We start from the raw sequence: 11,403 nt of genomic DNA, 5'->3' as shown, positions 1-11,403 counted from the left end.
TTGACATGTTTCTTTTCGGTATGAAAAGCTCTGTTTTAGAGATTATAAATGTAAATTTTCCAAAAGCGGTACTGTATTAAAAAAACTTCAAAAAATGTAAATTTATCTTCTACACAGATGAATAAAAATTTACCCTATGCCATTTTTACAGAAGTTAATTCTGTTTTCATAAATTTATACAGCTTAAAACAGTTAAATAATCGCGAAATTCCGTGAAAAACCTTAAGGATATATCAATCCTAATTAATAGAAAACAGACAACTTCGTAATCGATTGCGAAAACGAAATTTACAGGTTGAAATTCTGTAACTTTTCAGTCATGAAATGGAAAATTACCTGCAACTTTTTTGCCGTGCCTGTAAAAATTCCATTCATAAGGACCTAGCTAATTGGTTTTTGATAATTTCAATTCCAATAACCCAAAATACTATGAACTTGTCCAAACTACTTCTGGCAGGTTTTTTCAGCCTAAGTCTTTTACTAAGCAATTTCAGCTTAGCGCAGGAAAAGCGTTACTATTTTAGACATTATGATGTCAATTCCGGGCTATCTCAAAACTCTGTCTTTTCTATTTTTCAGGATAGCCAAGGCTTTATGTGGTTTGGCACTAAATACGGCCTGAATAGATTTGATGGCCAGCGTTGGAAAAACTACACCACTGATTCTAAGGGGAAGCCAGAGGACATCCTAGGGAATGATTACATTCATGTGATCTTTGAAGACCAAGATGGACTTTTATGGCTTGGGACTGATGAAGGTATTTATTTATATGACAAAATTCTCGATAAGTTTTCCTCTTTTCCTTACCAAACCAAAGATGGAGCAAGTCCGAGCGGAATAATTTCTTCCATAGCAAAAGATCAATCCGGAAATATTTGGATAGCTGGAAACAACCAAGGAATATTCAGATTTAATTTCAGAAATAAAGAGCTGGTTCTCTTTGCCCATGACCCTAATCAATCAGGTTCCATCCCTCCTGGAGATATTTCCTCAGTCAAAGTAGATGAAAACAATGTGGTTTGGATTTCGGTGGTAGGAAATGGTATTGGTCGTTTTCTTGAAGAATCTGAAACATTCGCCATGTACATGGATGAGGAAAAAAAGCTTCCTCAGGACAATATCATTGGTCTTCATGATTGGGGTGATTTCATAATTATTGGCACCAAAAATTCAGGTGCTAAGAAGATGGAAAAAAGTACTGGAAAAGTATCTGATCTTCTACTTTCTGATGAAAATGGAGACCCTTTATTCATCCGGGATATGTTTCAGTTCAGCCAAAATGAACTTGGCATCGGAACAGAATCCGGACTATTTATCTATGATTTTGTCACCAATACTTACCAACACCTTCAAGAGAATGCAGATGATCCTTATTCAATTGCCAACAACGCCATTTATTCCCTTTGGAAAGATACAGAAGGAGGTATTTGGGTAGGCAGCTATTTTGGAGGAGTAAACTATCTGCCCAATCAACCTGTAAAATTTGAGAAATACTATCCGATCACAAATGCAAATACGATTAGCGGAAGGCGGGTAAGAGAAATTATCGGAAATGGAGATGGTAAATTATGGATCGGAACGGAAGATGCTAGCCTAAATCTTTTTGATCCGAAAACAGGGAAATTTGATCAAATTCCAGTGGGTGATTCTAATCAAGAACTCTCCTACAGAAACATTCATGGACTCGCTAGACAAGGCGACTCAGTTTGGGTGGGGACTTTCACAGGCGGGGTAAATATCATTAATACCAAAACTGGAAAAATCTCAAATTTTAATTCCAACACCCCAGGAGCAGGCCTAGAAACAGATGACTTTTTCTCCATTTTGAGTGACAGCAAAAAAAGAATCTGGCTTGGAACACCATTTGGAATGTATAGGTATGAAAGTGAAGAGAAGAAGTTCAGGAACTTAGAAGAGTTTAGAAATTACTTTGTGTATGCTCTTATGGAAGACCATTCCGGAAACATCTGGGCAGGAACTTACAACAACGGCCTTTTTCGAATCGATGCCGAAACCGGAGAAATAACTCAATATAAACCTGATCCTAGTACCCCAGGAAGTATTCCACACAAGACAGTAATTGACATATTTGAGGACTCCAAAAACAACATTTGGATTGCTACAACCGGGGGTGGATTTGCAAAATTCATAAGTCAAAACCAAACATTCAAACCCTATACGGTAGCTACTGGCTTCCCTGCAAGTACCTATTACAAAATTTTGGAGGATAATAATGGATACCTATGGATCACTTCCAATAAGGGCTTGCTGCAGTTTGATCCTGAGACTGAGTCAGTAAGATTATTCGATGAAAAAAGCGGATTGATTCCCAGCCCATTCAATTATCGATCTGGCTATAAAGCGGAAGATGGAACATTATACTTCGGTTCTCAGGGAGGGTTGATCTCTTTTCATCCAGATAAAATTGAGGTTTCCAATTTTCAGCCGGAACTGGTGTTCACAGGCATTCAACTTTTCAATGAAGAAATCCCTATCAATTCAGAAGATGGCATCCTAAGCAAATCAATTAGCTATACAGATAAAATCACCCTTAATCATGATCAAAATTCCCTGACTTTTGAGGTAGCTTCCCTGGGGTTCACCAATTCCCAAAGTTGGAATTACTCTTATCGCATGGAGGGGCTTGAGGATGAATGGAGACAGATGGCTGACTCACAAACCATTTCTTATTCCTATTTGCCACCAGGTAATTATACACTTCAGGTTAGATCTCCCAAAATCCAGTCTGCTGACGATTATGAGGAGGCTCAATTAGAAATCGAGATTTTACCGCCATTTTATTTAACTCCAATGGCGTATGCCTTTTATGTTATACTGGGGGTTTTAGTAGCCTATTGGCTGATTTCATTCTATAAAAACAGAGTAAACAATCGCCATAAAGTTCAGCTCAATTTATTGGAAGCAGAAAAAGAAAAAGAGCTGTACGAGGCAAAAATTGAGTTCTTCACCAATATTACTCATGAAATCCGAACACCTCTTACCTTGATCAAAGGGCCACTAGAAGATATTCTAAGCAGAGAAAAATCTGTGGACTCGACAGTGAAAAATGACTTATTGATTATTGAAAAAAACACCAATCGTCTGATAGATCTGAGCAATCAGTTGTTAGATTTCAGAAAGACCGAGCAGCGAGGATTTAAACTAAGCTTTCTTAAGACTGAAATCTGTGAGGTACTAGAGGAACTCTATCTAAGGTTTAAAGTTACAGCTACCCAATCCGGTCTAAATTTCACACTGGAAAAGTCAATCAATAAACTATTCGCAGATGTAGATAAAGAGGCTGTTATCAAGATTCTCAGCAATCTATTGATCAATGCCCTCAAAAATGCCGATGCGATGATCCATCTTCGATTAGATTACGACCCATCCAATTCTTCTGTTTTTAGAATACAGATTTCCAACGATGGCTCCCTGATTCCTTCGGACTTGGCTAGAAAAATTTTCGAACCATTTTTTCAAATCGAGGAAAATACCAGTACAAAGGCTAAACAAGGAACAGGCTTAGGTTTACCACTGGCAAAGTCATTGGCAGAAATGCACCATGGCTCACTGGTTTTAGAGTCTGACCCTACACTCAATAGATTTGTTTTAGAGTTGCCGATTAAACAAAAAGAAGCCATTCATTTTGGGGAAGAAATGGAAGCAATTCCTGAGATAAAAGATTCAGAAGAGTCAATTCCACCATCCGATAAGGAAGTAAAATCAAAGAAAAAAAGTAGTCTTCCTGCCATCCTGCTAGTAGAAGACAATAAAGAACTGCTAAAATTCCTAGGTGAAAAGCTTAAAGGACAATATGTTATACACAAAGCTCCAAATGGAATATTGGCATTGGAAATCTTGAAAAAAGAACCCATTGATCTGGTTATTTCTGATGTGATGATGCCTGAAATGGATGGTTACAAACTATGTGAACATATCAAATCCGACTTGGCTACGAGTCACATTCCTGTCATCTTACTTACAGCCAAAAATAACATCACTGCGAAAATCACTGGTTTGGAGATGGGTGCAGATGTATACCTTGAGAAGCCATTCTCCCTAGAATTTCTGTACCTCCAAATCAAAAACTTGCTTCAACATAGAGACCAGATCAAAAAGGCCTTTGCCAGCTTACCTATGGTGAATTCTGACACGATCGCTCACTCAAAAGCTGACGAAGAATTCCTGAGTAAAATCAACGAGGCAATACTGGCAAATATCGAAAATGAATTATTTGGGGTGTCTGATTTAGCAGATCAGCTTCATATGAGCCAATCCAGTCTATTGCGTAAAATAAAAGGGGTTTCTGAACTCACCCCTAACGGTTATATCCGGTTGGTTCGCTTGAAAAAATCAGCTGAACTTCTCAATGATGGATTGCACAGCATAGCAGAAATCAGCGAAATGGTCGGTTTCAACAGCCCTTCCTATTTCACCAAATGCTTCCAAAAGCACTTTGGAGAGTTGCCTAAAGATTTTTCTAAAAAATCGGACATCCTAGAGACCTAAATCATATTTAAAAAAGAATGTGTCTCAAACGACTTACCAGCAAATTTTAAAAAACAAAAACCAGCTCCTAAAATCGCAAAAAAAATGCTGCCAATTGTAAATCAAGGCCTTAAAAGAAATCAACCTCCCAAATAGAAGGGAATTTGCTATTTTTTGAAGTTTTGGGACTAATTGAAAAGTAAGTCAAATAGTAGTTTTACATCCCAAGTTGAATCAAAGTGATGACTTTGCTTCAACATCATTTTGATAAACCCTGATAAACCGAATTAATCATGCGATTAAGTAGAAACTTCAATTTTCTATGCCTGTTGCTTGGGACTATTTTCCTAAGTCTCAATCTTTCTCCAAAAGCATTAGCCTCAAACCCTAAGTTAGAACCCAGACGGGCCGAGGTACTTTTCTTGGGGCATGCCAGTGAGCATCACAATTCAAGACTTTATGCTCCATGGCTTGCTACGGCACTTTTTGAAAGTGGAATCAACATCACCTATACAGAAAAACTGGAGGACTTGAATAAAGAAAACCTCTCCAAATATGATGGTCTGGTGATCTACGCAAATCACGATGTGTTATCTAAGGAGCAAGAGTCAGCGATGAAAAGTTTTGTGGAAAGCGGTAAAGGATTAATCCCTCTGCATTCTGCAACTGGTTGTTTCAAAAACTCCGATTGGTATATAGAAACTATTGGGGGACAGTTTGCCTCTCACGGAGAAGGGGAATTTACATCTGAATTTGAGGCTCCCGGTCATGCGATTCTGCAAGGTTTAGAACCATTCAATACTTGGGATGAAACCTATGTTCATCAACGAATCAACCCTGACATGACTGTCTTAACAGAGCGAGTGGAAGGAGAACACCATGAACCTTACACCTGGGTGAGAAATGTGGGTAAAGGCAGGGTTTTCTATACTGCTTATGGTCATGATGAAAGAACTTGGAAGAATGCAGGCTTTCTTGCTTTGGTGAAAAACGGGATTTTTTGGGCTATGGGCGATGAAGTACAAGCCAATGTCGCAGCCTTAAACATTCCAGATGTATCGATTTATGATGAAACTATTTCTGATTTCACCAAGAGATATGAAGTACCAAAAATGCAAGAGGCCTTATCTCCAGATGAATCCAAGAAGTTAATACAAAAGCCTGTAGACTTTTCTATTGAGTTATTTGCATCTGAGCCGGACATCCAAAATCCTATCGCTATGGCTTGGGACGAAAGAGGAAGATTATGGATCGTAGAATCTGTAGATTATCCCAACACTTTTAAAGAAACAGACGGTGCATCTAATGATCGAATCAAAATATGTGAGGATACTGATGGAGATGGTAAAGCAGATAAATTCACAGTTTTTGCAGATGGATTGAATATTCCTACCAGTATGGTTTTTGCCAATGGCGGTATCATCGTATCCATGGCTCCTGATTTTGTTTTTATGAAGGATACTGACGGAGATGATGTGGCAGACGTGAAAGAAGTCATCATGACTGGATGGGGCAAAAATGATACACATGCCGGTCCTTCTAACTTACAGTATGGATTTGACAATAAAATTTGGGGGGTGACCGGATATTCCGGATTCAACGGAACCATCAATGGAGAGCAAATGAATTTCCCTCAAGGGATTTATCGATTTGACCCAAATGGCCAAAACTTTGAATACCTCGCCGGATCCAGCAATAATACTTGGGGATTAGGCTTTTCTGAAGACAATAATGTCTTCATGTCTACCGCAAACAACACACATGCAGGCTATTACTCCATACCTGCAAAATACTTGCAGCGTGCATTTCCAAAAGCCGGAGAAGGAGAGATTTCTCCTGCATTCGATATTCAACCAATTCAGAAAATTGACGGGCATTATGATGCGCATGCAATGACGCCAAACTTGAGACAAGTGGATGTAGTGGGAGGATTTACTTCTGCAGCTGGATTTAGATTGTACACTGCCAGAGATTTCCCAAAAGAATATTGGAATAGAATTGCCTTTGTAAATGAACCTACCATTCGATTAACCCATAATGCGATCATTGAACCAAATGGCGCTGGATTTAGCGAAAAAGACGGGTGGAATCTGCTTGCTAGCTCAGATGAATGGTTTGGTCCGGTACAGGCGGAAGTTGGACCAGATGGAGCAGTTTGGGTTGCAGACTGGTATAACTTCATCATTCAACACAATGTATTTGTGGAGCGCCAGGCACCATCTAGAATGGTTTTGCCTTTTGAAGATCAGCCTCATGGACAAGGAAATGCATTCCAAAGCCAACTTCGTGACACGAATCATGGCAGAATTTACCGAGTAGTTTATAAGGATGGTAAAAACAAGCCAATGCAGCTTTCAAAGGAAGATACTAAAGGGTTAATCGCAGCTTTGAAAAACGATAACATGTTCTGGAGAATGACTGCTCAACGCTTGCTTGTAGAGTCAGGAAATCAGGCAGTTTTTGGGGATCTATATAAGATTGTAAACAATACATCTGTAGATGAAATTGGCTTGAACAGCCCAGCAGTTCATGCACTATGGACACTTCATGGTTTGGGAGCTTTTTCAGGAAATAATTCTGAGGCGATCAAGGTGGCCACTGCTGCCCTATCTCATGCTGCTGCTGGAGTAAGAAAAGCAGCAATCGCTGTATTGCCAACTAATCAGTCAACCACTCAAGCCATCCAAGAGGCAGGTTTGACTGGAGATAAAGATTTAAATGTGAGAATGCATACCATCTTAAAACTTGCTGAAGTTCCAGCTAGTGCAGAAGCCGGAGCCATGCTATATCAGGCGAGTTTAGATGAGGCAAATGCAAAAGACGACTGGTTGCAAAAAGCGATTTTCGCAGCTGCGGCAGAGCAAGGGGATGCGTTTACCGATGCAATTGGTCCTGAGAAAACAGATCTGACCAATAGACTGGAAAGTGCCGTAGCAAACGAGAGGTACGAACTAGGAAGAAGAAGTACACTTCAATATTCTCCTGATGTAAAAGGAAAAGCGATCTCCATTTCCACAGAAATTTCCCAGAGAAGAGACGCGGAGCCATTCGGAGTGATTACAGCACAAGGAGATGCTCAAAATGGGTATAGCTTCTATTTAGAAGAAGGCAAATTACACTGGGTAGTTAAGCAAAATGGAAAATCTTTCGAGGCTGTCACAAGTGCTACTCTTCCAGAAAGCTATCAAGCAGTAGCAACAATTTCTCAGGATGGAAAAATGGAGATTCTGGTTGATGGTAAATCCGTAGCAGCAGCCAAAGCGAATAGTGCCTTCACAGGAAAACTTGCTCCTAGTGTAAGATCTGGCCGTGATTTCGGAGGAGATCGAAATGTAGGATCCTACAAAGATGAATTCAGCTTTGAAGGCAACCTGAGGAATTTAGTATTAGAGTTAAAATAAGCATACAATGATTAAAGCAACCTTTCTTCCCATGGCAGCGATGCTAGTTATTGGGAACTGGTTTGTTGACACCAAAGAGCTAAAATCGTCTGAATCGATTGCTCTTTGCGAAGCTAAACCAAGTATAGAAAACACTAGCCAACCAGAAAGTAATTTTAAGATCGAAAGAAATTCAGAATTTCGGGAGACGACTATTTTACTAGAAATCGTGCCTGAAATGATGAAGTTCGATCAAGATACCTTCAAGGTAAAAGCAGGAGATAAAATCATTCTTGAAATTGACAACTTAGATGGAATGGAACATAATCTTCTGATCGCAAAACCAGGAACACTAGAGAAAGTGGGTGCAGCTGCTGATGCCATGTTGAGAGATCCGAAAGCCTCAGAAAAATTCTATGTTCCCGAAATACCAGAGGTACTTTTCTCCACCAAAATGATTGGTCCTCAGGAACTATACACGCTAACATTTACCGCTCCTACCAAGCCAGGAAACTATCCTTTTGCATGCACATTCCCTGGACATTGGAGAATGATGAATGGTATCATGGTAGTGGAAAGTTGATTATAAATTGAGTTATAAATAAAAATTAACAGTACTCAAACCCATTAAACTATGAAAACAACTCGTAGAGTTAATTTAAAAGGACTTGTCAAGTTAAGCTTATCCCTCATCCTGACTTTTGGATTATTGATGAATCTGTCGGCTGAGCCAAACCCAATCAAAAAGCCTATTAAGGTACTTATCGTTGGTGGAAATGCTTCCCACGATTTCGAAAAATGGTACAAAGAAGTGGATGCTGCAACCTTAGAAAGTAAAGGCTTGGCAGAAGTCACTTACACCGAAGACACAGATAACATCAAAGATTATCTAGATACCATTGACGTCCTTTTTCTATCAAACAACAAGCCTATCAATGACATTGCCACCCGAGAAGCAATTTTTGCTTTTGCAGATGCTGGCAAAGGAATCATTATCGCGCATGCAGGTATGTGGTATAGCTGGAGAGACTGGCCTGAATATAATAAAGAGCTAGTCAGTGGTGGATCCAGAGGACATGATCGATATGGAAATTTCAATGTTGACTTGACGGATGTAAAGCACCCAGTGACTAAAGGTCTTCCTGCGCACTTCTCATTAGATGATGAATTATATTATCAAAAAGTGGATCCAGAAGGACCTGGAATAGAGGTATTAGCCAATGCCAGCACGGAAGGAAATGAAGCTTTCCCATCCATTTACATTGTCAAGCATGCGCATGCGAAAATCGTCGGAATCGCACTGGGTCATGATGCAGCTTCACATGAATTGGAAGCTTACAAGACTTTAATCCGAAACGCAGTAAAATGGGCAGCTAAATAATTCTCTCAACATATGAGGTCCACCGTCTGTGCCTGCCCTGCCGGTACGCCAGACTACAAAGACCAGAATAATATTTAATGAGTAGTGAAAACTCTCAAACCTATTGAACCTTCCTTTTTAAACAATAAATCAAGAACCTAAAGTATATTCAAATGAGTCAAAAACAAATCACGGTAGTAATAGTCGGACTTGGCTTCGGCAAAGAATTCATCCCTATTTATCAAGCACATCCAAACATCAAAAAAGTCGGAATCTGTACCAGAAACCCTAAGACTATTGACGAATTGGCTACCAAGTTTAACCTAGATCGAGATCTTTGCTTCACCAATTTTGATGATGTACCAAAGCGTGATGATGTAGATGCTATTCATATTGTGACTCCAGTACCTGATCACGCCAGAATGACTTTGGCTTCACTGAATGCCAATAAACATACTGCTTGCACCATTCCTATGGCAATGACTAAAGAGGATTGTGCAGCCATCGTCGACGCTAAGAGAAAATCCGGAAAGGTCTATATGATGATGGAAACGGCACTTTATACCCGTGAATTTTTATATGGATTGAAGCTAGCTGAAACAGGTCAATTAGGAAAAATCCAAATGGTTAGAGGTTCGCATATACAGGACATGAGTATGCCAGGATGGGATGAATATTGGAAAGGATTCCCGCCTATGCTCAATGGAACCCACGCCATTTCTCCTCTTTTGAGAATCAATAACACCAAAGCAGAAACGGTTGTCTGTCATGGTTCAGGTCGCTTGAGCGAGGATTTAGCAAGCAGACATGGATCTCCATTTGCGATGGAAACAGCTACTTTCACCTTGAAAAATTCAGATGTGATCGCTGAGGCAACACGTTCCTTATTTGATGTGGTACGCCAATATCGTGAGTCTTATGATGTCTATGGTACCAAAATGTCCTTTGAATGGGAGCAATTGGAAGATGAAAGCCACGTGATTTTTGACGGAGGAGAAAATGCCAGAAGAATTGATGTACCAGATACAGATGAGTTACTGATAGAACCAATCAAACATTTCACAAAAAGACAAACGATAGACGATCCAAATCACGTGTCTTTCCTTCAAGGAGCTGGTCATGGTGGCTCGCACCCACATTTGGTGCAGGAGTTCGTTGCGGCGATAATAGAAGGACGTGATTCGGCAGTAGATGCTGCGATTGCTGCCAATTATACCTGTGCTGGTATTTGTGCACATGAATCTGCCATGAAAGGTGGAGAGAGAATTCAGGTTCCAACTTTTGACTAATCAAAAATGAAATTTGGAGTAAGTACATTTTTATGGGTATCGCCTTTCGATACCCATTCTTTTGACCTAGTCCACAAGGTAAAAGAGATGGGATTTGATATCATCGAAGTTCCTGTGGAAAACAAGGATTTAGTGGATTGGGATGAATTAAAAAAACTAACAGATGAAGTCGGGCTAAAAGTCAGCATCAGTGGTGCATTTGGAGCAGATCGGGATATCTCCAGTGAGGATCCTGCCATCCGCGCAAATGGGCTAAAATACATCCAGGATTCCATCAAAATCGCAGCTAAAATGGGCAGTCCTCTATTTGGAGGTCCATTATATTCTGCTGTTGGAAAACTACGCTCTATCTCTCCCGAGCAGAAAAAGCAAGAGTTTGACTGGTGTGTGGATAACCTGAAAAAGGCCTGCATTACAGCAGAAGAATTTGGAATCACCTTAGGTTTGGAACCACTAAACCGCTTCGAAAGTGACATGGTCAATACGGTGGACCAAGCCTTGGAAATCGTGAAAGCTGTAGATTCTCCCTTTTTAAAAATTCAACTTGACACCTTCCACAATAATATAGAAGAGAAAAACATTGCTGTTTCAATTCGGAAAGTTGGGAAGGAATTGCTTTGTCATGTTCAGGGAAATGAAAGTGATCGAGGCACGCCAGGGACTGGAAATCTGGCTTGGAATGAAATCAAAGAAGCTTTGGAAGAAATAGGATACGAAGGAGCGATGGTAATTGAAACCTTCGGTGCGGTATCCAAGGAAATGGCCAAAGCCACTTGCATTTGGAGACCTTTGGCAAATAGTGCAGACGAATTGGCAAGCGAGGGATTGGCCTTTTATAAGGAGCAGTTTAGGAATTAATGAGACTTCGCTCAGCCTGAGTATACCT

Annotated in this window: 6 protein-coding genes; all 6 read left to right on the top strand. The window is 40.0% G+C overall.

All coding sequences use genetic code 11. The features are described 5' to 3' along the window. Window positions 1–429: 429 nt before the first annotated feature. The 6 genes from ALPR1_RS01905 (at window position 430) to ALPR1_RS01880 (ending at window position 11,375) form a co-directional block, all read left to right on the top strand. On the top strand, window positions 430–4,509 hold the full coding sequence (locus tag ALPR1_RS01905; RefSeq protein WP_040303124.1) for a hybrid sensor histidine kinase/response regulator transcription factor: 4,080 nt from the start codon (window positions 430–432) through the stop codon (window positions 4,507–4,509). 308 nt (window positions 4,510–4,817) lie between these two features. Further along, the gene (locus tag ALPR1_RS01900; RefSeq protein ID WP_008198020.1) at window positions 4,818–7,889 is read left to right on the top strand and encodes a PVC-type heme-binding CxxCH protein; all 3,072 of its coding nucleotides are present in this window, start codon (window positions 4,818–4,820) and stop codon (window positions 7,887–7,889) included. A gap of 7 nt (window positions 7,890–7,896) precedes the next feature. Continuing rightward, window positions 7,897–8,451 carry a plastocyanin/azurin family copper-binding protein gene (locus ALPR1_RS01895; protein ID WP_008198019.1) on the top strand — a complete coding sequence of 185 codons (555 nt, stop codon included), beginning with the start codon at window positions 7,897–7,899 and terminating at the stop codon, window positions 8,449–8,451. A 51-nt stretch (window positions 8,452–8,502) separates the two neighbouring features. Further along, window positions 8,503–9,249: a ThuA domain-containing protein gene (locus tag ALPR1_RS01890; protein WP_008198017.1), complete on the top strand. Its 747-nt coding sequence runs from the start codon at window positions 8,503–8,505 to the stop codon at window positions 9,247–9,249. A gap of 152 nt (window positions 9,250–9,401) precedes the next feature. Beyond that, window positions 9,402–10,517: a Gfo/Idh/MocA family protein gene (locus ALPR1_RS01885; protein WP_008198015.1), complete on the top strand. Its 1,116-nt coding sequence runs from the start codon at window positions 9,402–9,404 to the stop codon at window positions 10,515–10,517. 6 nt (window positions 10,518–10,523) lie between these two features. Further along, complete coding sequence (locus ALPR1_RS01880) at window positions 10,524–11,375, top strand: sugar phosphate isomerase/epimerase family protein (protein ID WP_008198014.1); 852 nt, start codon at window positions 10,524–10,526, stop codon at window positions 11,373–11,375. Window positions 11,376–11,403: the final 28 nt, after the last annotated feature.

The organism is Algoriphagus machipongonensis, from assembly GCF_000166275.1.
Classification (GTDB): Bacteria; Bacteroidota; Bacteroidia; order Cytophagales; family Cyclobacteriaceae; genus Algoriphagus; species Algoriphagus machipongonensis.
Note: the sequence above shows the minus strand (reverse complement) of the source record. Positions and strands in the feature narration are given on the sequence as shown.